This is a genomic window from Bradyrhizobium sp. HKCCYLRH2015 (assembly GCF_051168215.1).
Classification (GTDB): domain Bacteria; phylum Pseudomonadota; class Alphaproteobacteria; order Rhizobiales; family Xanthobacteraceae; genus Bradyrhizobium.
The window spans coordinates 269736-293248 of sequence record NZ_JBNPUO010000004.1 but is presented as its reverse complement, the minus strand read 5'-3'; the positions used below and the strand labels follow the sequence as shown (position 1 = coordinate 293248).

18 protein-coding genes are annotated in these 23513 nt (G+C 66.7%); 9 read left to right on the top strand and 9 right to left on the bottom strand.

Features of this window, described 5'->3' with window-relative positions; all coding sequences use genetic code 11:
- Window positions 1-30: 30 nt before the first annotated feature.
- Together ACQR1H_RS12520 and ACQR1H_RS12515 are read right to left on the bottom strand one after the other, a co-directional pair.
- Window positions 31-1233 (bottom strand): radical SAM protein, encoded by a 1203-nt coding sequence (locus tag ACQR1H_RS12520; RefSeq protein ID WP_316215787.1) that lies wholly within the window; start codon window positions 1231-1233, stop codon window positions 31-33.
- A gap of 168 nt (window positions 1234-1401) precedes the next feature.
- On the bottom strand, window positions 1402-2523 hold the full coding sequence (locus tag ACQR1H_RS12515; protein ID WP_434907604.1) for a DUF2336 domain-containing protein: 1122 nt from the start codon (window positions 2521-2523) through the stop codon (window positions 1402-1404).
- A gap of 417 nt (window positions 2524-2940) precedes the next feature.
- On the opposite strand from ACQR1H_RS12515, the gene ACQR1H_RS12510 reads away from it, so the two are divergent.
- The 3 genes from ACQR1H_RS12510 to ACQR1H_RS12500 all read left to right on the top strand — a co-directional run bounded on the left by ACQR1H_RS12510 (window position 2941) and on the right by ACQR1H_RS12500 (window position 5604).
- Window positions 2941-4137 carry an acetylornithine transaminase gene (locus ACQR1H_RS12510; RefSeq protein WP_315800014.1) on the top strand — a complete coding sequence of 399 codons (1197 nt, stop codon included), beginning with the start codon at window positions 2941-2943 and terminating at the stop codon, window positions 4135-4137.
- Window positions 4138-4438: 301 nt separating this feature from the next.
- Complete coding sequence (locus tag ACQR1H_RS12505) at window positions 4439-4714, top strand: hypothetical protein (RefSeq protein ID WP_315800015.1); 276 nt, start codon at window positions 4439-4441, stop codon at window positions 4712-4714.
- A gap of 137 nt (window positions 4715-4851) precedes the next feature.
- Window positions 4852-5604, top strand: a complete 753-nt coding sequence (locus tag ACQR1H_RS12500; RefSeq protein WP_434839538.1) for a YkgJ family cysteine cluster protein — start codon at window positions 4852-4854, stop codon at window positions 5602-5604.
- Window positions 5605-5641: 37 nt separating this feature from the next.
- Here ACQR1H_RS12500 and ACQR1H_RS12495 read toward each other — a convergent pair whose 3' ends face one another.
- The 3 genes from ACQR1H_RS12495 to pcsA all read right to left on the bottom strand — a co-directional run bounded on the left by ACQR1H_RS12495 (window position 5642) and on the right by pcsA (window position 8261).
- A complete protein-coding gene (locus ACQR1H_RS12495; protein ID WP_315800017.1) occupies window positions 5642-6616 on the bottom strand; it encodes a quinone oxidoreductase family protein in 975 nt (324 codons plus the stop codon).
- Window positions 6617-6801: 185 nt separating this feature from the next.
- Window positions 6802-7530 (bottom strand): TerC family protein, encoded by a 729-nt coding sequence (locus ACQR1H_RS12490; RefSeq protein WP_315800018.1) that lies wholly within the window; start codon window positions 7528-7530, stop codon window positions 6802-6804.
- Entirely contained in the window at window positions 7527-8261 is a 735-nt protein-coding gene (gene pcsA / locus ACQR1H_RS12485; protein WP_434839537.1) for a phosphatidylcholine synthase, read from the bottom strand. The genes ACQR1H_RS12490 and pcsA overlap by 4 nt, the downstream gene beginning before the upstream one ends.
- Before the next feature lie 118 nt (window positions 8262-8379).
- On the opposite strand from pcsA, the gene ACQR1H_RS12480 reads away from it, so the two are divergent.
- Window positions 8380-9579, top strand: coding sequence for a UbiH/UbiF family hydroxylase (locus ACQR1H_RS12480; protein ID WP_315800020.1), 1200 nt, complete (start codon window positions 8380-8382; stop codon window positions 9577-9579).
- A gap of 6 nt (window positions 9580-9585) precedes the next feature.
- On the opposite strand, the gene ACQR1H_RS12475 is transcribed toward ACQR1H_RS12480, so the two are convergent.
- Window positions 9586-10539 (bottom strand): AEC family transporter, encoded by a 954-nt coding sequence (locus ACQR1H_RS12475; protein ID WP_434907603.1) that lies wholly within the window; start codon window positions 10537-10539, stop codon window positions 9586-9588.
- 144 nt (window positions 10540-10683) lie between these two features.
- On the opposite strand from ACQR1H_RS12475, the gene hspQ reads away from it, so the two are divergent.
- On the top strand, window positions 10684-11016 hold the full coding sequence (gene hspQ / locus ACQR1H_RS12470; protein ID WP_315711998.1) for a heat shock protein HspQ: 333 nt from the start codon (window positions 10684-10686) through the stop codon (window positions 11014-11016).
- Between the two features lie 155 nt (window positions 11017-11171).
- Here the strand turns inward: hspQ and ACQR1H_RS12465 are convergent, their stop codons facing one another.
- Window positions 11172-11948 carry an invasion associated locus B family protein gene (locus ACQR1H_RS12465; RefSeq protein ID WP_315800022.1) on the bottom strand — a complete coding sequence of 259 codons (777 nt, stop codon included), beginning with the start codon at window positions 11946-11948 and terminating at the stop codon, window positions 11172-11174.
- Window positions 11949-12209: 261 nt separating this feature from the next.
- Here ACQR1H_RS12465 and ACQR1H_RS12460 point away from each other — a divergent pair, with 261 nt between their 5' ends.
- From ACQR1H_RS12460 to ACQR1H_RS12450, 3 genes are all read left to right on the top strand, one after another.
- Window positions 12210-14036 carry an extracellular solute-binding protein gene (locus ACQR1H_RS12460; RefSeq protein WP_434907602.1) on the top strand — a complete coding sequence of 609 codons (1827 nt, stop codon included), beginning with the start codon at window positions 12210-12212 and terminating at the stop codon, window positions 14034-14036.
- Window positions 14037-14087: 51 nt separating this feature from the next.
- Window positions 14088-15596: a class I adenylate-forming enzyme family protein gene (locus ACQR1H_RS12455; protein ID WP_316236509.1), complete on the top strand. Its 1509-nt coding sequence runs from the start codon at window positions 14088-14090 to the stop codon at window positions 15594-15596.
- 113 nt (window positions 15597-15709) lie between these two features.
- Window positions 15710-16942 (top strand): GGDEF domain-containing protein, encoded by a 1233-nt coding sequence (locus ACQR1H_RS12450; protein WP_434895140.1) that lies wholly within the window; start codon window positions 15710-15712, stop codon window positions 16940-16942.
- Window positions 16943-17410: 468 nt separating this feature from the next.
- Here ACQR1H_RS12450 and mfd read toward each other — a convergent pair whose 3' ends face one another.
- Both mfd and ACQR1H_RS12440 read right to left on the bottom strand, forming a co-directional pair.
- Complete coding sequence (mfd, locus tag ACQR1H_RS12445; RefSeq protein ID WP_434907601.1) at window positions 17411-20926, bottom strand: transcription-repair coupling factor; 3516 nt, start codon at window positions 20924-20926, stop codon at window positions 17411-17413.
- On the bottom strand, window positions 20926-21213 hold the full coding sequence (locus ACQR1H_RS12440) for a succinate dehydrogenase assembly factor 2 (protein WP_315800027.1): 288 nt from the start codon (window positions 21211-21213) through the stop codon (window positions 20926-20928). The genes mfd and ACQR1H_RS12440 overlap by 1 nt, the downstream gene beginning before the upstream one ends.
- A gap of 193 nt (window positions 21214-21406) precedes the next feature.
- Between ACQR1H_RS12440 and recG the strand changes: the two genes are divergently transcribed.
- On the top strand, window positions 21407-23509 hold the full coding sequence (recG, locus tag ACQR1H_RS12435; protein ID WP_434907600.1) for an ATP-dependent DNA helicase RecG: 2103 nt from the start codon (window positions 21407-21409) through the stop codon (window positions 23507-23509).
- The last annotated feature ends 4 nt before the right edge of the window (window positions 23510-23513 follow it).

Genomic DNA, 23513 nt, shown 5'->3' with positions numbered 1-23513 from the left:
CCAAATTCTCTTTCGCAAACGTCCTGGATCTCAAACCGCCACAGGCGGCGATCCACTCAAATCGTCCATGATCTCCGTCAGCAACGGGACCCGGCCGTCCATCATCGACTTGATGAGCCTGTGCTCGATCTCGGCGCGACGAGGATCGCAGGACAACGGCGTTTCGCCTGCAGCGAGCAGGTCTTCCTCGATCTGGACAAACAGCGCGGTCCAGAGCGCGCATTGCGCACTGCGGTTGCGCCAATCGCCGTCGATCGAGGTTCCCGGGCATTGGCCCTTGCACATCGCGAAGAAGCGGCAGTCGCGGCAGCCGCCGGCCGGCTGCGGGGTGAACCACAGGGCAATGCTGCGCTCATAGCCGGCAGCCTCGGTCTTGATGAAGTCGATCCCGCGCTTGTTGGTGCGGCCGCAATTGCTGCGCTCGCCAAATCCCTCGATGCCGTGCACCGCGCCGGTCGTATACGGATCACAGCCATGCCAGACGCAACCGGTCTGGTCGTCCAGCCCACGAAGAAGCGCGCGCATCTCGTCGAAGATATCGAAGCGCATCGAGGTGAGGTGCTCGCGCTCGAATCGGTAGAAGTGCAGAAACGCCGCGATGGTTTCGGGATCGGTCATCGCCCAATGCGCCTGCACGGCGGGCGAGTCGACCTCGAGTGCATGCAGCCTGACATTTCGCACCCCCCTCGCCTGCATCTCCAGCAGCCAGCTGTCCATCGAGGGCCAGTGCTGCGGCAGGCCATTGCCCCGATGCATCGTGATGATCAGGCTCGGATGCAGGCCCCGCTCGCACAGTCCGGCGATCGCACGATCGACGCTCTTGGTGAGGTCCCGCGTCCTGTCGAGGGACCCGGCCCAGCGGACATCATTCAAAGCGTCAGGGCCGTCGATGGAAATGCCGACATGAACCGCATAGGTCGCGAACAGCTCCATGTGGCGGTCTGTGATGAGCGTGCCATTGGTCTGGATCCGGTTGCGGCCAAAGCGCGCCAGTCCGAATGCCCACAGCCTCTCGAGATCCGGCAGGGGCAGCAGCAGCGGCTCGCCGCCGAACAACGTGAACGGCTCATCGTCCTCTGCGAGGGCGGCCAGCATCGCATCGATGTCATAGCGCGGGCGCAGGCTGCCGCTGTCCCGGAGCGGGTTCTGGTAGCAATACTGGCACATGATGTTGCAGGTCACGCCCAGCGGACGAAGCTCGACACCCATCACGATCTCCTCGACGGGAGTCATTCCTGACCGGTCTGACCGGGGCATCTCCCGCAGGCAGCGGAGAGGATACGATACAACCCCTGATTTTAAAAGATCAAAGGTGCGTGGATATGGCCGAACGCCCGTCGGTTGTCTTGCTGCACCGCAGCAGGTCGCCCAAGCGCCTTTGCGGCCCCGGGCGAGCCGTCCTCAGTGCGAGGAGCCCGTGGTACGAACCGACCAGAGCTTCAGCAGGCGAAGCGCCTCGTCCTGCTTCAGTTCGAGATATTTGTTCTTGAGCTTGGTCAGCTCGTCGGGGGGCGTTGCGCCTGAAACGAACCGGCTATCGAGGATCGCGGCAACCGTGACCCAGCTCAGTCCAGCGGCCTTGCACGGCACGAGAATGCCGTCGCTGCGCAGGCTCTGCATCAGCGGCCGCACCAGCTCGATGCTGCATTTCGCGAGCTCCGCGATGGCCGCGATCGTCTCGCCGTAACGCCGCTGGCGGGCAAATTCCAGCAGCGCGCCTTCGGTCAGTTTGCCGCCCTGCTTCAGCTGGCCGACTGCCACCTTGGAACTGCCCGCGTCGCGATTGCGCGACATTTCGCGCTCGGCGTCGAGCGTGGCCGATGAAATGGCGCTGCGAATTTCCTCGTAGAGATGCGGCGGCGCCGACGCGAGCAGGCGCACCCTCACCGCCTCCGTCGCGCGCTGCAACAGGGTCCTGCGCAAGGCTGTCGGCAGATCGGCGCGGATGCCGGCCGCGACCGTGAGCTCCGCGTCTCCCGCCGCTTGCGCCACGATGGCGGCAAATCCGGCGGGTGACACCCGCGCCCCGGGGTTCTTCATGAGTTGCCGGCTCACGCTCGGATAGCGTCGCGCGAGCAGCGCGTCGGTCACTATCTCCTGCAGCCACCAGCGCCCGGCGATCGCCATCAGGTGCTTCTCGCTGCGCGTCTGCGCGATCTCGATCAGATCCTCGCTGCTCAGCCGCGGCGATTCCGAAAGCACCGGCCCCGCGACGGCGATGTCGTCATGATGGGCCAGCCGCCGGATCACGCCGGCCGGCGCCTGCGGGATCGGGGCAAGCTGGGCGCTGAGTTCGGCGAGTGCGATCCGGGCCCCGACGTCGGCCAGCGCACGCAGCTCGATGGTATTGACGAGACGCTCGAAGACGTCGGCAAACAGCGCGTGCTGCTCGATATCCAGGCTGCCGGCAGAGGCGACGAACAGGGAGGCGACCCGCTCGGCCACGCCGGAGCAGCGGTCGGCTGAGCCGGTGGCTATGGCCGCCTGCACTTCTTCGGCGATCGTGAGATGGGGGTTCGACATCGCTCGTCCTGAGCGCTTGCATTTTCAAGCTGCCCAGGGAGGGTAAACACAGCCGCTAAATGTTTGGTAAAGTTGTCACTAAAGTGCGAGACCCGAGACCGGATCGAGCGGGCTTCGCACCGGCGGCGCTTCCCTCGCCGCTTCCTGGAGCGGCGGCCCTTGTTGCAGTCTGCAGGCCGGCATCTTGACACCGGTTGCGATTTGCCTGTATGGCCGCCGCATGATCTTCAACCGGACCAACCGCCGCGCCGCCGTTTGCCGTCGTCACCGCCGTGACGATGCCGGGGCGCGCCATGTCCGAAAACGTTGCTGATCAGCTAGCTCATCAGCTCCAGGTTTTCGAGAAGGCCGCTCCCGCAAAGGAGCGGCCTTCTCGCTTTTTGGCCCCCGCTTCCCCCTGAGCATAGGAGATTGCACATGCTGACCGCCTCCCATCCCTACGACGCTCTGATGGAGATCACGGCGCGCCCGCGCACCGTCTTCGTTCAGGGCAAGGGTTCCTGGTTATGGGACGACGGCGGCAAGCGCTACCTCGACTTCGTCCAGGGCTGGGCCGTGAACTCGCTCGGCCACGCGCCGCCGGAGCTGGCCAGCGCGCTCGCCCACCAGGCGGCACGCCTGATCACGCCGAGCCCGGCCTATTTCAACGACACCAGCCTCCAATTCGCTAAGGCGCTGGTCGACCGCTCGTGCTTCGACCAGGTGTTCTTCACCAATTCGGGCGCCGAAGCCAATGAAGGCGCCATCAAGCTCGCCCGCAAATACGGCGCTCTGCGCAAGAACGGCGCATACGAGATCATCACCTTCGAGGGCGGCTTCCACGGCCGCACGCTGGCGACGATGTCGGCTTCGGGCAAGAAGGCGTTCGAGCCGCTGTTCGAGCCCAAGGTCCCGGGCTTTCCAAAGGCACGGCTGAATGACATCGCCTCGGTCGAGGCCCTGATCTCCGACAAGACGGTGGCGATCATGCTGGAGCCGATCCAGGGCGAGGCCGGCGTGTGGCCCGCGACCGACGAGTTCCTGCAGCAGTTGCGGGCGCTGACCACCAGGCACGGGCTGCTGCTGATCGTCGACGAGATCCAGACCGGCATGGGCCGCACCGGAAAACTGTTCGGCTATGAGCATGCCGACGTCCTCCCGGACATCATGACCCTGGGCAAGGGCATCGGCGGCGGCGTTCCGCTCGCCGCCCTGCTGGCGACCGACGAGGCGTCTTGCTTCGAGCATGGCGATCAGGGCGGCACCTTCAACGGCAATCCGCTGATGTGTGCGGCGGGACTCGCCGTGCTCGATGTGATCGAGAAGCCGGAGTTTCTGAAGGCTGTCGCGGACAACGGGATCTATCTGGAGAGCGAGTTGCAGCGCATCTCGGCAAGGCACGGCCTGGGCGAAGTGCGCGGCCGTGGTCTGCTGCTTGCGCTCGACGTGATCAGGCCGATCGCGCCGGCGATCGTTGCGCACGCCTTCGAGCTCGGCCTGCTGCTGAACGCGCCGCGTCCGGATGCGCTACGCTTCATGCCGGCCCTCAATGTGACTCGCGATGAGATCGCGGCGATGATCGACACGCTGGACGGAATCCTGACCAAGGTCGGCGCCGCGCGCTGCGTCGCCTGATCGAATGCCGTTCAAGACGCAGGCTCCGTGCCACATGCGAAGCCTGCGTGCCGGCTGCCTACAGATGAGGCACAAACACCGAGGTCGGGCTCGCCGCCATTTGACTTGGATCAAGGACAGCTGTCCCCCCGAACAACGATCCTGATCGCGCCAAACACCTGCGATCCGATGACTTACGTTATATCTGTCCTGATATAGCGTTGTACGGGATGTGATCAGCTCGGAGGAGAGAGGCTTGCCGGGACCAAGCTGATGATCATCCGCCGACAACGAGGTCGGCACGATAGAAGGAGATGCAAGAATGGCGAGAGACAATCTGGCTCGGGCGTTGCCGGTCGACGACAGCGGCAGCCACATCGCCCTGGCCGCGACCGAAGAGGTGCTGATCCACGTTCGCTTCTTCCCGAACTCGGACATCAACTCGATCGGCGAGAAGCCCGCCAGCCTGACCGCCAATGAATGGTATGAGCGCCTGCTCGACATGGCGCGTCCGCATTATCAGACCTTCGCCGGCGGCCGCGGCTTCTTCCGCATCCCCCGCCCCTGTTTCGAGGCGATCCTCAAGGGCATTGCCTGACATCGGCTTTCGGGCTGGGTGTGGCAGTGAGCGTCCTCTCTGCCCTGCCCCTGTCGACCGCGGTGCGCCGGGTGCGCCGCGGTCGCTGGCGTTTTGACCGTCCGGCGTTTTGATCGTCGGGTCTTTGGAGGACAGCATTGAGCGATGCGGCTTTCACCGAACTGAAGCGGGCGTTCAGCTCGCTGCTGGCAGCGTGCAGGGCATCGCAGAACTGCGCTGAGACGCTCGCCGACCGCGCTTTCGATCTGTTCGAAGCCAATATCGATGCCCAGACGGCGCATCTGCCCGCCCTCGCCTGCGCCAAGGGCTGCCCCTCCTGTTGCGCATTGCGCGTGACCGCGACGGCACCGGAGATCTTCCTGCTCGCGCGCTATGTCCGGCAGATCGACCAGCGCATGCCGGCTAAGGCGCTCGGCTCGCTGTCGCGCCGGATCAAGCTCGCCAACCGCGCGACGCACGGATTGAGCGACACCGCGCGGATGAAGTTGCGTCAGCCCTGCCCATTCCTCGTACGCGGCGGCTGCATCATCCATCCCGCGCGTCCGCTCGCCTGCCGCGGGCATGCCTCGTTCGACCGGCGCGCCTGCGCACAGGCCATGGCCGGCCGCGAGGTCGACGTGCCGGTCTCGGCACCACACCTCGCGCTGCGCGCGCTGGTGCAGGATTCGCTCAGGGCGGCGCTCGTCGCTGCGGGGCTCGCCTCTGGCCTGTATGAGCTCAACCAGGGTCTCGTTCTGGCGCTCGACGACCCCGAGCGCGAGCGCGCCTGGCGGGACGGGCAAGACAGCCTCGCGCCGGCTCGGATCGAGGCGTCGACGGCAGCGCAGACCGATGCGGTGCTCTGGAGTCGCGCGGCAGCCGGCGACGCTTCGATCCGGGGCGAGGTGTAGCGACAGGGCTCGGTCGCGCGGCTGTTAAGGCCGGCTGTTAAGGCTTGAGGATCGAGGCCCCGGTCGTGGCGCGGCTTTCGAGGTCGGCATGCGCCCGACCCGCATCCTTCAGCGCATAGGCGTGATTGATCGGCACGTGCAGCTTGCCGCTGATCACCGCCGAGAACAGCGTATCGGCGCCCTCCAGCAGTTCGGACCGCTTGCCGATATAGTCGTTGAGCTTCGGCCGGGTCGCGAACAGAGAGCCATGACTGTTGAGTTCGGCGATCGAGAACGGCGGCACCGGACCCGAGGCGTTGCCGAAGCTGACGAACAGGCCGCGCTGCTTCAGGCAGGACAACGAGCCGGGGAAGGTCGACTTGCCGACGCCGTCATAGACCACGTCGCACAATTCGCCGCGGCTGATCTGCTTGACCCGCGCGACGAAGTCCTCCTCGTTGTAGAGGATGACGTGGTCGCAGCCATTGGCCAGCGCGAGATCCGCCTTCGCCTTGGAGCCGACGGTGCCGATGACGTGCGCGCCGAGCGCGCGCGCCCACTGGCAGGCCAGCAGGCCGATGCCGCCGGCGGCGGCGTGGATCAGCACGCGATGGTGCGGCTCGACCTTGAAGGTCTTGTGCAGCAGATACCAGACCGTCAGCCCCTTGAGCATCAGCACCGCGCCCTGCTCATAGGTGATATGGTCGGGCAGCTTGACCAGGCGCTGCCAGGCGATGTTGCGCTCGGTGGCATAGCCGCCGAGGTTCTCATAATACGCGACGCGGTCGCCGGGATGGAAATGAGTGACGCCGGGCCCCACGGCGATCACCTCGCCTGCCGCCTCGTTGCCGGCGATGAACGGCAGGCCGGGCGCCTTGTACAGTCCGGTGCGATAGTACACGTCAATGAAGTTGAGGCCGATCGCGTGCTGGCGGATGCGGACCTCGCCGGGGCCGGGCGCGGCGAGATCGACCGGCTCATAGACCAGCGCCTCGGGGCCTCCCACCTTGTGCACGCGCACCGCCTTGACCATCCCGCCATCTCCCCTTCGGACTCTCCATCGCCGCGTCCGGGAATCCGGCGAAAGAACCTTCGACACTTACCTGATTCTCATCGGACATCCGGCTCCGTTGAAGGAGCCGACCTCCGGCCGCGCACCCGGCGCTGCCGGCGGCAAAAGCGAAGGCGATCACGGCGGCCTTGTCAACTCGGCACCGGTCAGGCGTTGCGCTTCCTGCGGTTGCGCGACGCCATCACGTTGAAGGCCTCGACCGCCAGCGCAAAGACGATCGCGAAGTAGATGTAGCCGCGCGGGATGTGGAACTTGAAGCCGTCGGCGACCAGCGCGACGCCGATCAGCACCAGGAAGGCGAGCGCCAGCATCTTGGTGGTCGGATGGTTCGCCACGAAACGCGCCACCGGTCCCGAGGACACGTACATGATGACCATGGCGATGATGACGGCGGCGATCATGATCTCGAGATCCTGGGCCATGCCGATCGCGGTAATGATCGAGTCCAGCGAGAACACGAGATCGATGACGATGATCTGCAGGATCACCCAGAAGAACTTGTTGGCGCCGCCGCCCTGCGACCCCTCCTCCTCCTCGCGCGCCTCGACCTCGGCATGGATCTCGTGCGTGGCCTTGGCGATCAGGAACAGGCCGCCGGCGATCAGGATGATGTCGCGCCAGGAGAAGCCCACGCCGCCGATCGTGAACACCGGCTGCGTCAGCCCGATCAGCCAGACCAGCACGCTGAGCAGCAGGATGCGGAAGATCAGGGCCAACGCCAGCCCGATCTGGCGGGCGCGTGTCGCCTGCGGCTGCGGGATGCGCGAGGTGATCACCGACAGGAATATGACGTTGTCGATGCCGAGAACGATCTCGAGGGCGGTCAGAGTGAGCAGCGCGGCCCACGCTTCGGGACTGGTCAGAAGGTCGATCATGCTTTCAAGGATCTCAGCAGGCGGATCGCGGAGTCGCTCGCGACGATGTAGAGGGCGATCGCGCACAACAAGGTCGTCACGATCGAGCCCACGGCGAAGTTGTTTCCCAGCACGTCGATGACCAGGACGCCCCAGAGCGCGACCAGCGGCAGCGTCAGCCAGCGCAGCCGCTCGACGCGCACCGGGTGGATGACATGGAATGGGACGAAGGTCAGCGCGATCAGGACCGCGAGACCGAGGGTCGCCAACGATGGCGAGGGATGCAGCAGGAACAGATAGAATGCCGCAATGTTCCAGAGTCCCGGAAACCCGCGAAAATGATTGTCGTCGCTCTTCATGCGGCGATCGGCGAAATACAGCGCGCCGGTGACGGCGATGCCGACGCCGATGACCGGCGCGGCGAGCGGCAGCAGCATGCCGCTGGCGGTGATGGCGTAGGCCGGCACGAACACATAGGTCGTGAAATCCACCACCAGATCGAGCACGTCGCCCGACCAGTCCGGCTGCACATGGACGACGTCGAGCCGGCGCGCCAGAGGCCCGTCGATGCCGTCGATGACGAGCGCGGCGCCGAGCCACCAGAACATCGCAGTCCAATGCTCGCGCACGGCCTCGAGCATCGCCAGCAGCGCGACGCCCGCACCGAGCGCGGTGAAGACGTGCACCGAGAACGCCGCGACGCGATGCGCCGGCGTTGCGGCGACCCTGCTCTCTGGTCTCAACTGATCCATGCGGCGCCAGTGCTATCAGGAATCGGAGCCGATTGCATATCCGCCGTTGCGGCGATGCGCCGCGCAGGCTCACGCAATACCCTTGAAAAAGCCCTGCCGGAACGTCAAATGTTCCCGGATGAGCAACACAGACGCCAGCTTTGATGTCATCGTCGTCGGCGGCGGACCCGCCGGGCTCGCCGCCGCCATTGCCCTGTCGCAGACCGGGGCGCGGACGGCGCTCGTAGCCCGCCAGGCGCCGTATGCCGACAACCGCACCACCGCCCTGCTCGGCGGCTCGGTCGACTTCCTCGACGAGATTGGCGTCTGGTCGGCGTGCCGTGACCGCGCCGCCGGCCTCAAGGCGATGCGGCTTGTCGACGATACCGGCCGGCTGATCCGAGCCCCGGAGGTGCGCTTCGTCGCCGACGAGATCGGTCTCGAAATGTTCGGCTACAACATCGCCAATGCCGTCCTGGTCGACGCGCTGGAACAACGCGCCGGCGAGATCGACGGCCTGGTGCGGATCGCCGAGGATGCGGACAGCGTGCGCAGCGATGCCGATGCGGTGACCGTCACCAGCGCATCGGGCCGCGTGCTGACGGCGCGGCTCGTGGTCGGCGCCGATGGCCGGCATTCGCTGTGCCGCGAGGCCGCCGGCATCGGCGTGAGCCGGCGCACGCTGCAGCAGTCGGCGCTGACCTTCAACATCACCCATGCACGGCCGCATCACAACGTGTCGACGGAATTCCACACGCCGCAGGGACCCTGCGTGTTCGTGCCGCTGCCGGGCGACCGCTGCAGCGTTGTCTGGGTCGCGGCCCCGAAGGAGGCCGACCGGCTGTTCGCGCTCGACGACGACGCCCTGTCCGCCGCCGCCGAGCGGCAGTCGCACTCGATCTTCGGCCGGGTGCGCGTCGAGCCGGGCCGCCATGTGTTTCCGCTCGCGATCGAGCGGCCCTTGAGCTACGCGCAAAACCGGATCGCCCTGGTCGGCGAGGCCGCGCATGTGGTGCCGCCGATCGGTGCGCAGGGACTGAACCTCGGCCTGCGCGACGGCATCGACATCGCAGATGTCGTGCGCAAGGCCAATGCGGCCGGCGAGGATATCGGTGCGCCGCAGGTGCTCGCGCGCTATGGTGCGGCGCGCCGCGCCGATATCCTGAGCCGCACCTTCGCCATCGACGTCGCCAACCGCTCGCTGCTCAGCGATCTTCTGCCGATGCAGTCGCTGCGCGCCGTCGGCATGCACCTCATGAGCGGCATCGGTCCGCTGCGACGGCTCGCGATGCGCGAGGGCCTGGCGCCGTCATGGAGAGCCACGCGCAGGGCCGGTTGAGCACCGTCAGGGAAACGCCAGCCGGCCAGTCTGGATCAGCCACATCACGCTGGTCAGGGTGATCACCGAGGCGAAGGTGCCGATCAGCACCGCCGATGAGGCCGGCTCGATCCAGCTGTCGTGCTGGCGCGCGATCACGAACACATTGAGCGCCGGCGGCAGCGCCGCCATCAGCACCGCGGTCGCCGCCCAGGGCTGCGCGAACGGCCCGAACAGCAGCATCAGCCCGAACGACAGCAGCGGGTGAACGACGAGCTTCACCACGGTCAGGACCGGCACCTCCCAGGGCAGCCGCTCGAACGGGCGCAACGCCACGGTCACGCCGAGCGCGAACAGCGCCGTCGGCGCAGCGGCGTTCTGCAGGAACTGCAGGGTGCGGTCGAGAACGGTCGGCGGATGCAACTGGAACGCGGCCGCCAGGATGCCGGCGGCGGTGGCCATGATCAGCGGGTTCTGCAGGATCTGGCGCAGCACGGTGCGCATCGCGTGCACCACCGAGGCATGATCGCGCTCGGTCAGCTCGACGAGCAGCGGCACGATCGAGAACAGGAAGATGCTGTCGCAGCAGAAGATCAGCGCGGTCGGCGCCGCCGCCTTGGTCCCGAGCACGGCCAGCGCCAGCCCAGGCCCCATATAGCCGATATTGCCGTAGCCACCCGCGAGCCCGGCCATGGTCGCCTCGCGGAGCGACAGCCGCCCGATGGCCTTGCCGAGCACGAGCGCCAGGGCGAAGGTGAGCATGGTGGCGAGCGTCGTTGCAACCAGGAAGGGAGGGTTGCTCAGCTCGGTGAACGGCGTCCGCGCGATGAGGTTGAACATCAAGGCGGGCAGCGAGACGTAGAGCAGGAAGAAGTTCATCCAGGCGAGCCCGGCTTCGGGCAGCCTCCTCGACTTACCGCAGGCGAAGCCTATGAAAACGACGCCGAAATAAGGCAGGGCCAGATTGAGAATGTCGAACATGGGCTCGGAAGATGGCCCCCTGAGGGAGCCTGGGAAGGGCCTGGAATGCGGGGGCGTCGCGGCTTGACGCGACTCGGATTGGTCTAGATTAAATCCGCCCGCGGGGCACTAGCATCGCTCCCCGTCCTGGTCTATTCGACTGGGATGATCAAAGCACGAACTGCCAAGTTTCAGATCGGCCAGATCGTCCGGCATCGGGTGTTCTCGTTCCGGGGCGTGATTTTCGACATCGATCCGGAGTTCAACAACACCGAGGAATGGTGGCTGTCGATTCCCGAGGAGGTCCGTCCGCATAAGGACCAGCCATTCTATCACCTGCTGGCCGAGAACGCGGAATCCGAATACGTCGCCTATGTTTCCGAGCAGAACCTGGTTCCCGACGAGTCCGGCGAGCCGATCCGCCATTCCCAGGTTGCGGAGATCTTCATCAAGGACAAATCGGGCGGCTATCGTCCGCGCAATCCGCTGATGAACTGACCTGCTCGACCAGAGAGCTTCGCCTGAGCGCCGTCGGCGCAAGCCCCTCATCGTTCGGTCCCGGCTCGCAAGTTCCCCCTCGCATCAGCTCGCAGAATGAAAAAGGCGCCCCGAATGGAGCGCCTTTTGATGATGCGGGACGGGCCCGGCCAGCGTTACTGCTTCGCCTGCGGCTGGCCTGGCTGGGTCTGCTCGAGCTTCTTGCGCTGCTCCTCGGCGCGCTTCTGCAGCTCTTCCTGCAGCTTCTTCTGGGTCTCTTCGAACTGCTTCGGGTCGGTCGGCGGACCATCATAGGCCTTGGCGAAGCTGCTGTTGCCTTCCTGCAGCGGCAGCGGCAGCGTCAGCGCGGTGCCGTTCGAGTTGATCGCCTGGACGTAGAGGGTCTGGCCCTTCTTGAGGCTGTTCACGAATTCGGGCGTCGCTTCGTAGTCCGACATGCAGCCGTTCTGGAAGCAGATGACGTACTTTCCTTCCATGAACTGGTTGTTGTCGATGACGATGCGGGTTCCGGGCTGGAGCTGCATGCCGAGCGGCAAGGTCACACGCAGGATCTTCTTCGGCTCGCCTTCGGGTTCGATGATGACGGCTGCAACCACAGGCTGACCGGATTCGATGCGGCCGTCCTTGCCGATGAAGCAGACCTGCTTGGCGTTGGCATCCTGCCCCTTCAGGCAGAACTTGGTCCACGGCGCGTAGATCAGCTGCGGCATCTCCTGCTGAGCCTGAGCCTGAGGCTGGCCGCCGGCGGGAGGAATGGCAGGGGCCTGGGCGGCCGGCGCGGGAGCCTTGGGAGCGGCAGCCGGAGCCTTCGCCTTCGGCGCTTGAGCCTGCGCAACCGAAGGAGCGAAGGAAACGGCCAGCGCGGTGACCGCGAGCAGCGCGACAAGCCGCCCACGCGGCCCAACCGACGAGGCCAAGTCACGGAAATTCATTGCGGAAAACCCTTTCTGAACGGCAGCGCCCGAGACCGCCAAAGGCGCCACACCAAGCCGTTGAAGCGGCTGTCTCCTCAGGAAATGAGGCGGTTAAGTGACAGGCGTTGCCGCCCTAACTCAATCGCCCGCCTTCTTAACGCGGTGCGCGGAAGAATCAATGCCGCGAGACCATGTCGAAGCCGCGGTCTAGCGCTGGCGAGCCTGTGGTAAAAGCCCCTTGTGACCTGTTCCGAATCAAATGCTTGCGCCCCGATCCTGATGCTGCAGCGCATGTTCAGCGCGGCCGCGGGATGGGTCGCCGTGGTCCTGGCATTGTTGCCCGCGGTCTACACCCCCACGGCGAACGCGGCAGAGACTGCGGCGATCGCCATGCACGGTCTCCCGGCCTTGCCGGCCGACTTCGACCACATGCCCTATGCGAATCCCGACGCGCCCAAGGGCGGCCGTCTGGTCTGGGGACTGCTCGGCACCTTCGATAGCCTGAATCCGTTCATCGTCCGCGGTCTCGCGGTGCAGCAAATCCGCAGCTATGTGGTCGAGAGCCTGCTCACCCGCGGCAACGACGAGCCGTTCACGCTGTATGGCCTGCTCGCGAAATCCGTCGAGACCGACGAGAACAGGACCTATGTCACCTTCCGGCTCGACCCGCGTGCCCGCTTCTCCGACGGCAGCCCCGTGCTCGCCGAGGACGTGGCGTTCTCCTTTGCGCTGCTGCGCGATCACGGCCGCCCCAACCACCGGCAGTTCTACGGCAAGGTGGCCAGGGCCGACGTGCTCGACCCGCTGACCATCCGGTTCGATTTCGGTGGAACGGAAGACCGCGAGCTGCCGCTGATCCTCGGCCTGATGCCGATTCTGGCGAAGCACGCGACGGACGTGCCGAGCTTCGAGGACACGACGATAACCGCGCCGCTCGGGTCAGGCCCATATCGGGTCACCGCGGTGCAGCCGGGATCCAGTGTCACCCTCACCCGCAATCCGGACTATTGGGGACGCGACCTGCCGGTCAACCGCGGATTGTGGAACTTCGACGAGGTCAGGCTCGACTACTACCGCGAGTCCAACGGACAGTTCGAAGCCTTCAAGCGCGGGCTGTACGACTTCCGCGTCGAGACCGAGCCGCTGCGCTGGCACGACGGCTATGACTTCCCGGCCGCACGCAATGGCGAGGTCATCCGCGACAGCTTCACCTCGGGGATGCCGCAGCCCTCGCAGTTCCTGGTGTTCAACACGCGGCGGCCGGTGTTCGCCGACGTGAAGGTGCGCCGTGCGCTGACGTTGCTGTTCGATTTCGAATGGATCAACCGCAACTACTTCTTCGGGCTGTACCGCCGCAGCGGCGGCTATTTCGCCGGCTCGGAGCTGTCCGCCTATGGACGTCCGGCCGACGCGACCGAGCTTGAGCTGTTGAAGCCCTACGCCACGCAGATCCCCGCCGACATCATGGACGGCAGCTACCGGTTGCCGATCACCGACGGATCCGGCCGCGACCGCGCAACGCTGAAGGCGGCGCTCGATCTGCTTAACGAGGCCGGATATGGCCTCGACGGGACGGTATTGCGGCATCGGACCACGCGGGCCCCCCTCGCCTTCGAGATCCTGGTCACGACGCGCGATCAGGAGCGCATCGCACTGGCTTACGCCGGCAGTCTCAAGCGGGCCGGTATCAATGCCTCGATCAGGGTGGTCGATCCCGTGCAGTTCGACCAGCGCCGCCTGAGCTTCGAGTTCGACATGATCCAGAACCGCTGGGACCAGTCGCTATCCCCCGGCAACGAGCAGGCGTTCTACTGGGGCAGCGAGGCCGCCGACCGCACCGGAACCCGCAACTACATGGGGGCCAGAGACCCGGCGATCGACGCCATGATCGCGGCGCTGTTGCGCGCCCGCGACAGGCCGGAATTTATCTCGACGGTTCGCGCATTGGACCGTACTCTTATGGCGGGGTTCTACGCTATTCCAGTGCTCAATGCCGCCGAGGAATGGATCGCGCGGTGGAATCGTATAGAACGGCCAAAGAGGACGGCTTTGACGGGAGCGCTCCCGGAGAGCTGGTGGCAGCGGCCGGAGCCGGCACGGAAGTGACCAATCGGGGCAATTGGTCGTGGCCGGGTCCGTGAAAGTACGGGGCAACAGGTGAATCAGGCCAATACGTCGCCGACGCTCGACGCGTTGTTTCAACGCATCCTGGCGCGCAAGCCGGATGCGGTCGCGCTGGTCGATCCCATCAACAAGCAGCGCGTCACCGGGCGGCCGCCGATGCGCCTGACCTATGCCGAAGCCGATCGCGTGATCTCGGCGCTGGCGGCGCACTTCATCGACGCCGGCCTGCCCGCCCATTCGGTGATCGCGGTCCAGCTGCCCAACACGATCGAGTTCGTGCTGACGGTGTTGGCCGCGCATCGCGCCGGCCTCGTCGTCGCCGTGTTCCCACTGCTGTGGCGTCAGTCGGAGCTCGTGGCGGCGCTGAACCGCACCAGCGCGCGCGCCATCGTCACGATGTCGAAGATCGACGGCGTGATCCATTCCGATCTCGCGATGAATGCGGCGGCGGAGGCGTTCTCGATCCGCCACGTCTGCGGCTTCGGCTCCGACCTGCCCGAGGGGATGTATTCGCTCGACCAGTCGATCGCGAAGCCTTCGCGCTCGACGCGTGGGCTGATGCCGGACGGCCGCAAGGCCGCGATCGTCTCGTTCGACGTGACCGCCGACGGCTTCCGCGCCGTCCCGCGCACCCATTTGAGCCTGATCGCCGGGGGGCTCGCCGTCTCGCTCGAGAGCGATCTGCCGCAGGGCGTGAACATGATGTCGGCCTTCCTGCCGTCGTCATTCGCCGGCCTTGCCGCTTCGGTCGTGACCTGGCTGTTGTCCGGCGGCACCCTTGCGCTGCACCACCCGTTCGACGCCGACGCGCTGGAACAGCAGCTCGCGGAGCTGGCCTGCGATACGCTGATCGCGCCGGCCCAACTCGCCTTGCGTCTCGACGAGGGCGACCTCGCCTCGCGGCTGCCGAACCTGCGTTACGTGCTCGGCATGTGGCGCGCGCCCGAGCAGGTGGCGTCGAGCGCATCGTGGAAGACGCGCGACATCGAGATGACCGACGTCTATCTGTTCGGCGAAGCCGGATTGTTCGCCGTGCGCCGCACCGCGGCCGATGGCAGTCCCGGCCCGGTCAAACCGGGCCGCCAGGGCGCGCCGCGCGAACAGCCGGGCTCGTCGATCGCCGGCGAGATCCTGGTGACGCCGAAGGGCACGCTCGGGCTGCGGGGGCCGATGGTCGTGCTCGCCGCCTACGCCCCTCCGCCGCCGCCGAGCGACTCGCTGATGCCGGCAGCGCCGCGCGACTACGTCGACACCGAGTATGCGGTGCGCCTCGACCGTGCCCAGGACACGATCTCGATCACGGCGCCGCCGGCCGGCGTGATGGCCGTTGGCGGCTACCGCTTCCTTGCGCAGGACCTGCACGAATGGTCGCGGCGGCTCGGCCAGGGCGCGCTGCTGACCGCTCTGCCCGACCGTCTCAGCGGTCACCGCCTCGCGGGCCGCGCGATGGACAATGCGCGCGCGCGGGAAGCGCTCGCCGAGCTCGGACTCAATCCGCTGATGGTCGAGGCCTTCCGCGACCGCGCCGGCCCGGGCGGCTGATCCTGCTGTCCGGACCACTACGGAACCGTCATGTTTGGAACAGTGTTGACGCTGCGTTAACGGGAGGGACCTAGGATCGCGACGTATCGCCCAGCGTATCCTGAGTTTCCTGGATGTCCCCACAAGGCCCGCTTCTCATCGTCTCCTCGTCCACGCGGCCTTCGCTGAGTGCGGCCCTCGCGGTGGCGCAAATTCTCCCCTCCGTCGAGACGCGCTGGGCTGATGCGATCAGCACGATGTCCCGGGTTCAGCCGGCCGCGGTCGTCGCCGTCGTCGAGGATGCTGATGCAACCGAGCTGGCGGCGGTCTCGCGTCATGTCGGTGCGCGCAAGCCCTACGTGCCGCTGATCGCCATCGCGCCCGGTGGCGCTGTCCTGCCCGACCACGCCATTCCCTTGCATGGCAGCGACAATCACGAGCGGCTGCTGGCGCGGCTGCGCGCGGCGCTGCGTGTCCGCACGCTGCACACCACCGTGCTGCGCCGTCTCGATGAGAAGAAGGCACCCGGCGCCACCCTGCCGGAAACAGATCCCCTGGATGACGCGACCGTGCTGCTGCTCGGCCGCGGCAGCTCCCTGCCCGGCCTGTCGGTCGCGCTCGGCGAACGCATGGCGGTCGTCGGCGCGCTGAGCATCGAAGCCGCCGCCAAGCATCTGTCGAGCCGCGACATCGACGGCATCGTGCTCGGCGAAGGGTTTTCGCCGCGCGTGGTCGACGCGTTCCTCGCGGTGCTCGCCGAGGACACCCGCTTCCGCAACCTTGCCGTTGTCGTCACTGCCAACCAGCCGGCGCCGCTGCAGGAACTCGCCAATCTCGAGATCATCGCCGGCGCTCCCGCGCACATCGCGGCCAGCGCGCTGCCGTTGATCCGCCTGCACGCCTTCGAAGCCCGCCTCAACCGCACGCTGCGCGCCATCGAAGCCGGCGGCATGCTCGACCCGCAGACCGGCCTGCTCACCCGCAACGCCTTCGCGCGCGACTTCGCCACCGCGGTCAGCCAGACGCAGAAGAGCGGCGGCAGCCTCGCGGTAGCTCGGTTCGCCTTCGACCCTGTCAACCCGCGCGCGCAATATGACGGCGCCCGCATCATCAGCCGCCTGATGCGGCGGATGGATTTCGGCACCCACGAGGACAACGGCTCCGTCGTGGTCGTCTTCGCCGAGACCGACCTCCGCTCCGCCCATGCCATCGCCCGCCGCCTCTCCAGCGTGATGCGCCACACCTCGCACGGCAAGCGCGACACCCGCACCGAGCCGTCGATCACCGTCGCCGCGCTGCAGCCGACTGACACCGCGCGCACCCTGCTGGCCCGGGTCTATGGCGAGGCGCAGCGCGCGGCGTCGTAATAAACTACATGTTTTGCGTCATCACTGCGCTGGTTCGAACCAAGAGTCGTGCTGCGTAGGGTGGGCAAAGGCGCATGCACGGTCTCGCTACATGCGATCTATTAGATGGCGCCGTGCCCACCGTCTCACCGCTTAGTATGCCGGCCGACGGTGGGCACGCTGCCGCCTGACGGCGGCCGCTTTGCCCACCCTACGAGATCTCGTGTTCCACGCCGGACGTTCGTTCCTTCGGCCACGATCTCATCCAAACACGTGCATGTTGAGATCGCGTATTTGCCCCACTCGTGTGGTGCGATCCAAGCTCGACTCGGGGGCATCTCAGCAAGCGGAGCATGCGTCATGCACAACCGGCAATCACGCGACGAGACTGACTGGGTCAGCGTCGTCGCGATCGTCTCGGTCTTCCTGATCGCCAGCCTTGCCCTGCATTTCGGCTGGCAACTTCGCTGATGCACAGCCGGCCGCGATTCACGCCGCCTTCTTCTTCTCCGCGAGCTCGGCCAGCTCCTTGAGGATATCCGTGGTGCCGGCCAGCCGCTCCTCCGGCGTCTCCCAGACCTGCAGGAACACGACCTTCATGTCGGGACGTACCTTGGCGGCCTGGCCGTGGCGCTTGATGAAGGCCACCAGGCGCTCGGGATAGGCAAAGCTGTTGTCGCGGAAGGCGATCACCGCACCCTTCGGGCCGGCGTCGACTTTCTCGACATTGGCCCGGCGGCAGTAGTTCTTGATCGCGGCGACCTTGAACAGATAGCGCGTCTCGTCCGGCAGCTTGCCGAAGCGGTCGCGCAGCTCGGCGGCAAAGTTCTCGATCTCGTCGTCGGTCTCGAGATCGGCGAGCCGGCGATACAGCGACAGCCGCACCGAGAGGTCGGAGACGTAGTCCTCCGGGATCAGCACGGGCATGCCGATGGTGATCTGCGGCGACCAGCGGTCGACGGTCGGCTCGGTGATCCCCGCCTTGAGGTTCTCGATCGCCTCCTCCAGCATCGACTGATAGAGCTCGAAGCCGACCTCCCTGATGTGGCCGGACTGCTCGTCGCCCAGCAGATTGCCGGCGCCGCGAATGTCGAGGTCGTGGCTGGCGAGCTGGAAGCCGGCGCCGAGCGTCTCCAGCGACTGCAGCACACCCAGGCGCTTCTCGGCCTGCGGGCTGATCTTGTGGGTCGACGGCAGCGTGAACAGCGCATAGGCGCGCAGCTTGGAGCGGCCGACGCGGCCGCGCAGCTGATAGAGCTGGGCAAGGCCGAACATGTCGGCGCGATGCACGATCAGCGTATTGGCGCGGGGAATGTCGAGGCCGGACTCGACGATGGTGGTCGACAGCAGGACGTCGAACTTGCCATCGTAGAACGCCGACATGATGTCCTCGATCACGGTCGGCGCCATCTGGCCGTGGGCGACCGCGACCTTCATCTCCGGCACGGTCTTGTCGAGGAACTCCTTGACCTCGGCCAGATCGTCGATGCGCGGTACGACGTAGAACGCCTGGCCGCCGCGATAGCGCTCGCGTAAGAGCGCCTCGCGGATCATCACGGGGTCATGCGGCGCGACGAAGGTGCGAACCGCGAGACGATCGACTGGCGGCGAGGCGATGATCGACAGCTCGCGCACGCCGGTGAGTGCGAGCTGCAGGGTGCGCGGGATCGGGGTTGCCGACAGCGTCAGCACATGCACCTCGGCGCGCAGCTGCTTCAACCGCTCCTTGTGGCCGACGCCGAAATGCTGCTCCTCGTCGACGATGACGAGGCCGAGGTCGCGGAACTTGATCGACTTGCCGAGCAGCGCATGGGTGCCGACGACGATGTCGACCGAGCCGTCGGCGAGCCCCTTCTTGACCTGGTTGAGCTCCTTGGTCGAGACGAGCCGCGACGCCTGCGCGACATTGACCGGAAAGCCCTTGAAGCGCTCGGTGAAGGTTTTCGCGTGCTGGCGCGCCAGCAGCGTGGTTGGCACCACCACGGCGACCTGCTTGCCGTCGAGCGCGACCGCGAACGCCGCGCGCAACGCCACCTCGGTCTTGCCGAAGCCGACGTCGCCGCAGACCAAGCGGTCCATCGGACGTCCTGCTTCGAGATCGGCGAGCGTCGCCTGGATCGCGGCGAGCTGGTCCTCGGTTTCGTCATAGGGGAAGCGCGCGCAGAACTCGTCGTAGAGGCCGGCCTGCACCGGCAGCTTCGGCGCCTCGTGCAGCATACGCTCGGCGGCGATCTTGATCAGCTCGCCGGCCATCTCGCGGATTCGGTTCTTGAGCTTGGCCTTGCGGGTCTGCCAGCCGGAGCCGCCGAGCTTGTCGAGCTCGACGCTGGTCTGGTCGGAGCCGTAGCGCGACAACAGCTCGATGTTCTCGACCGGCAGGTACAGCTTGGTCTCGCCGGCGTAGCGCAGCTCGAGACAGTCATGCGGCGCGCCGGCGACTTCGAGCGTCTGCAGACCGACGAAGCGGCCGATGCCGTGATCGACATGGACGACGATGTCGCCGACGCCGAGGCTCGTGACCTCGGAGATGAAATTGTCGAGCTTGCGGCTCGCCCGGCGCGGCCGCACCAGGCGGTCGCCGAGAATGTCCTGCTCGGAGATGACCGCGATCTGATCGGTCTCGAAGCCGGTCTCGAGGCCGAGCACCGCGAGCATGGTCTCGTTGCGCGGCGTCGCCTGCACCATGCGCCAGGTGTTGACGCTGGTGACGTGGATCAGCTTGTGATCCTTCAACATGCTGGCCATGCGGTCGCGCGAGCCTTCGCTCCACAGCGCGATGACGACCTTCTTGCGCATAGACTGCAACGCCTGGACATGGGCGACGACGGCCTCGAACACGTTGACCGCGGCGTCGTTGCGCTCGGGTGCGAAGCTGCGGCCCTGCCGCGCGCCGATATCGACGACTCCGGTGCCTTCCGGCACGGCGAAGGGCGTCACCCGCGCCAGCGGAACGGCTGCGAGCCGCTCAGCCCATTCGGACGACGTCAGATACAGGCGGTCGACCGTCAGCGGCTTGTAGATCGCGCCGCCGCCGGGATGCTCCATGGCCTCGCGACGCGCGTCGTAATAATCGATGATCTGCTTGAAGCGCTCGCGCGCGGCGTCCTCGCCCTGCGGCTCGATCACGACCGGCGTGTTCGGCAGGTAGTCGAACAGCGTCTCCATCTTGTCGTGGAACAGCGGCAGCCAGTGCTCCATGCCGGGATAGCGCCGGCCCTCGCTGACGGCCTCGTACAGCGCATCGTCGCGCTCGGGCGCGCCGAACTCGGCGACATAGCCCATGCGGAAGCGGCGGATGGTGTCGGTGACCAGTTGGAATTCGGAGACGGGCACCAGATCGAGCGAGCGCATGTCGAGCAGGGTTCGCTGCGTCTCGGCGTCGAAGGTGCGGATCGATTCCAGGCTGTCGCCGAAGAAGTCGAAGCGCACCGGCTGGTCGAGGCCCGCCGGGAACAGGTCGAGGATGCCGCCGCGCACGGCATATTCGCCGCTCTCGCGCACGGTCGACGAGCGGTGGTAGCCGTTGTGCTCCAACCAGGCGACGACAGAGTCCATCGGCACGACATGGCCGGGCGCGACCGACAGTGCCTGCCCGGCCATGGTGTCGCGCGACGGCACGCGCTGGACGATGGCATTCACGGTGGTCAGCACGATCAGCGGCTTGTCGCTGCCGGCGAGGCGCGACAGCCGCGCCAATGTCGTGACGCGCTGGGCCAGGATGCCGCCATGCGGCGAGACGCGGTCATAGGGCTGGCAGTCCCAGGCGGGGAACTGCATGACAGGAAGATCGGGCGCGAAGAAGTCGAGCGCCCGCGCCAGCTGCTGCATGCGTGCGCCGTCGCGGCAGACCACGGCGAGGCTCACCGCCGGCGGCTTCGGCTTGGCGGCAATGGCACGCGCGAGGTCGGAGACGACGAGGCCTTCGGCGCCCTCGGCGACGTTGGCGAGCGTCAGCGCGCGCCCCGGCGCGAGATGCTCGGCAGGCGACTTGACCGGGCTCTTCATCAGTCGGCGTCCACCGCGCGGAACGCCTTGATGCGAGCGAACAGCGCCGGGGTCTGCTCCGGCGGCAGCGGCCGGGCGCCGGTGACCGCGGCATAAAAGTCCGGGTCGGGGACTTCGAGCAGTTGCTCGAGCTCGGCCAGCTCGCTCTCGCTGAGGCTGCCGATCTCGGCGTCGGCAAAGCGGCCGAGGATCAGATCCATCTCGCGGGTGCCGCGATGCCAGCAGCGGAACAGGAGCCGCTTGCGGCGGTCGTCAAGGCCTTGGCTCGATCGGGTCGTTCCAGTCATCGCGACATCCTGCAGTACAACGCCAAAAGCCCGGACGGTGCCGGGCGCGGTTGATATAGCGGTGCGCGGCGCCCCTGTCAGCCCTCGGGACTGCAGAACCGGCATGCCCGGCACCTGAAAACTGAGAAAAAGACGTGGATGTCTCGGCATTCGCGGCTATCCCGGCTCCCAAACCGCTTTAAGTGTTCGCTCCATGCGCCCCAGCATCCTCAATCCCCTGTTTGCGCCGGTCACCGCCCTCTCAGGGGTCGGGCCGAAGCAGGACAAGCTGCTGCGCTACCTGCTCGGCTGCAGCGAGACGCCGCGGCTGGTCGACCTGCTGCTGCATCTGCCGGCCAGCGTGATCGACCGCCGTAACCGGCCGAAGGTCCGCGACGTCGAGGTCGGCACGGTCGTGACGCTGGAGGTCACGGTCGACCGCCACCGTCCCTCGCGCAATGCGCGCGCGCCATACCTCGTTTACGCCAGCGACGAGACCGGCGACGTCGTGCTGACGTTCTTCCGCCCCAAGGGCGACTACATCGAAAAGATCCTGCCGGTCGGCGCCAAGCGCTACGTCTCCGGCACGGTGCAGATGTACGACGGCGTGCCGCAGATCGTGCATCCCGACCGCATTCTCGATGAGGCGGGGTTTGCAAAACTGTCAGGAATCGACCCGGTCTATCCGCTGACCGAAGGCCTCGCGCTCGGCTCGCTGCGGCGGGCGATCGCCGCCGCGCTGACCAAGCTGCCGGACCTGCCGGAATGGATCAGCCCGGAGGTGCTCCGCCGCTGCAACTTCCCGTCCTTGAGGGAGGCGCTGACGCGGGTGCACGTCCCGCAGGAATTGACCGACATCCTGCCGGAGAACCCGTTCTGGTCGCGCCTCGCCTTCGACGAGCTGCTCGCAGGCCAATTGGCGCTGGCGCTGGTGCGGGCGCAGTTGCGCCGGCCCGCCGGCAACCGTCATGCCGGCGATGGCCGTCTGCGCCGCAGGATCATCGACGCCCTTCCTTACGCGCTGACGAATTCGCAAGCCGAGGCGCTGGACGCCATCGCCGCCGATCTCGAAAAACCGGTCCGCATGCTGCGGCTGCTGCAGGGCGACGTCGGCTCCGGCAAGACGGTGGTGGCGCTGCTGGCGGCGGCCGCCGTCGCCGAGGCCGGCAAGCAGGCTGCGCTGATGGCGCCGACCGAGATCCTGGCGCGGCAGCATGCCAAGACCATCGCCCCGCTTGCCGCGCGCGCCGGCATGAACGTGGTCATCCTGACCGGACGCGAGAAGGGCAAGGAACGCCGTGACATCCTTGCCCGGCTCGAAGCCGGCGAGATCGACATCCTGATCGGCACCCACGCGCTGATCCAGGACGACGTGGTCTTCAAGTCGCTGGCGCTCGCCATCGTCGACGAGCAGCATCGCTTCGGCGTACGCGAGCGGCTGGCGCTGACCTCGAAGGGCGAGGCCGTCGACGTGCTCGTGCTGTCGGCGACGCCGATCCCGCGCACCCTGGTGCTGACCTATTTCGGCGACATGGACATTTCCGAGCTGCGCGAGAAGCCGGCCGGCCGCCAGCCGATCGACACCCGCGCGGTGGCCGATACCAGGCTCGGCGAGGTCATCGACGCCGTCGGCCGCGCGCTCGATGCCGGCAAGCTGGTGTACTGGATCTGCCCGCTGGTCGAGGAATCCGAGGCCGAGGGCATCGATCATCTCACCAACGCGACGGATCGCTTCGAGAGCCTGCGCGAACGCTTCGGCGACAAGGTCGGCCTCGTCCACGGCAAGATGAAGGGCAGCGAGAAGGACGAGGTCATGGGCCGCTTCGCGGCGCATGAGCTGCGCCTGCTGGTCGCCACCACGGTGGTCGAGGTCGGCGTCGACGTGCCGGCCGCCAGCATCATGGTGATCGAGAATGCCGAGCGCTTCGGCCTCGCACAATTGCACCAGCTGCGCGGCCGCATCGGCCGCGGCTCCGAGGCCTCGACCTGCATCCTGCTCTATCACGAGCCGCTCGGGCCGATGTCGAAGGCGCGGCTCGCGGTGATCCGCGAGACCACCGACGGCTTCCGCATCGCCGAGGAGGATCTCAAGCTGCGCGGCGAAGGCGACGTGCTCGGCATCCGCCAGAGCGGCCTGCCCGGCTATCGCATCGCGCGGCCCGAGGTGCATGCGCAACTGATCACCCAGGCCCGCGACGAGGCGCTGCGCATCCTGAAGGACGATCCCAGGCTGAAGGGCCCGCGCAGCGAAGCGCTGCGCTGCCTGCTGTATTTGTACGAACGCGACGAGGCGATCCCGCTGTTGACGGCGGGATAGGTTC

Excerpts from the sequence above, each read along its gene's own strand:
- ACQR1H_RS12520 (WP_316215787.1), bottom strand. The coding sequence starts at position 1,233 with ATGACTCCCGTCGAGGAGATCGTGATGGGTGTCGAGCTTCGTCCGCTG.
- ACQR1H_RS12515 (WP_434907604.1), bottom strand. The coding sequence starts at position 2,523 with ATGTCGAACCCCCATCTCACGATCGCCGAAGAAGTGCAGGCGGCCATA.
- ACQR1H_RS12510 (WP_315800014.1), top strand. The coding sequence starts at position 2,941 with ATGCTGACCGCCTCCCATCCCTACGACGCTCTGATGGAGATCACGGCG.
- ACQR1H_RS12505 (WP_315800015.1), top strand. The coding sequence starts at position 4,439 with ATGGCGAGAGACAATCTGGCTCGGGCGTTGCCGGTCGACGACAGCGGC.
- ACQR1H_RS12495 (WP_315800017.1), bottom strand. The coding sequence starts at position 6,616 with ATGGTCAAGGCGGTGCGCGTGCACAAGGTGGGAGGCCCCGAGGCGCTG.
- ACQR1H_RS12490 (WP_315800018.1), bottom strand. The coding sequence starts at position 7,530 with ATGATCGACCTTCTGACCAGTCCCGAAGCGTGGGCCGCGCTGCTCACT.
- pcsA (WP_434839537.1), bottom strand. The coding sequence starts at position 8,261 with ATGGATCAGTTGAGACCAGAGAGCAGGGTCGCCGCAACGCCGGCGCAT.
- ACQR1H_RS12480 (WP_315800020.1), top strand. The coding sequence starts at position 8,380 with ATGAGCAACACAGACGCCAGCTTTGATGTCATCGTCGTCGGCGGCGGA.
- ACQR1H_RS12475 (WP_434907603.1), bottom strand. The coding sequence starts at position 10,539 with ATGTTCGACATTCTCAATCTGGCCCTGCCTTATTTCGGCGTCGTTTTC.
- hspQ (WP_315711998.1), top strand. The coding sequence starts at position 10,684 with ATGATCAAAGCACGAACTGCCAAGTTTCAGATCGGCCAGATCGTCCGG.
- ACQR1H_RS12465 (WP_315800022.1), bottom strand. The coding sequence starts at position 11,948 with ATGAATTTCCGTGACTTGGCCTCGTCGGTTGGGCCGCGTGGGCGGCTT.
- ACQR1H_RS12460 (WP_434907602.1), top strand. The coding sequence starts at position 12,210 with ATGCTGCAGCGCATGTTCAGCGCGGCCGCGGGATGGGTCGCCGTGGTC.
- ACQR1H_RS12450 (WP_434895140.1), top strand. The coding sequence starts at position 15,710 with ATGTCCCCACAAGGCCCGCTTCTCATCGTCTCCTCGTCCACGCGGCCT.
- mfd (WP_434907601.1), bottom strand. The coding sequence starts at position 20,926 with ATGAAGAGCCCGGTCAAGTCGCCTGCCGAGCATCTCGCGCCGGGGCGC.
- ACQR1H_RS12440 (WP_315800027.1), bottom strand. The coding sequence starts at position 21,213 with ATGACTGGAACGACCCGATCGAGCCAAGGCCTTGACGACCGCCGCAAG.
- recG (WP_434907600.1), top strand. The coding sequence starts at position 21,407 with ATGCGCCCCAGCATCCTCAATCCCCTGTTTGCGCCGGTCACCGCCCTC.